This window comes from Microvirga pakistanensis, from assembly GCF_004458765.1.
In the GTDB taxonomy this organism is placed as follows: Bacteria; Pseudomonadota; Alphaproteobacteria; order Rhizobiales; family Beijerinckiaceae; genus Microvirga; species Microvirga pakistanensis.
This window is the reverse complement of record NZ_SPJX01000137.1, coordinates 1-223: the sequence shown is the minus strand read 5'-3', so window position 1 is coordinate 223 and position 223 is coordinate 1. Positions and strand designations below refer to the sequence as shown.

1 protein-coding gene is annotated in these 223 nt (G+C 66.8%); it reads right to left on the bottom strand.

Annotated features, from left to right (window positions below; all coding sequences use genetic code 11):
- The coding region (locus tag E4K09_RS04380) for an aconitase family protein (protein ID WP_134495442.1) at positions 1-223 on the bottom strand (223 nt) is incomplete at both ends.

Below are 223 nucleotides of genomic sequence, written 5' to 3'. Positions count from 1 at the left end.
GGCGCGGGTGGCCCATTTCATGAAGCGATAGCGCTCGGCATTGCGCCCATATTCGCGCTCCATGTTGCGCCGGAGGGCATCGGGGGAGCCGAACACATCCACGCCGAGGGAATGGTCGGTGGAGACGTCGACGGGAAGGACAGGATTGAGCCCGGTCGGGTCGTATCCGGCTTCCGCGAGGGAGGCTCGCATCCCGGCAATGTCAACCAGGGCCGGGCCGCAG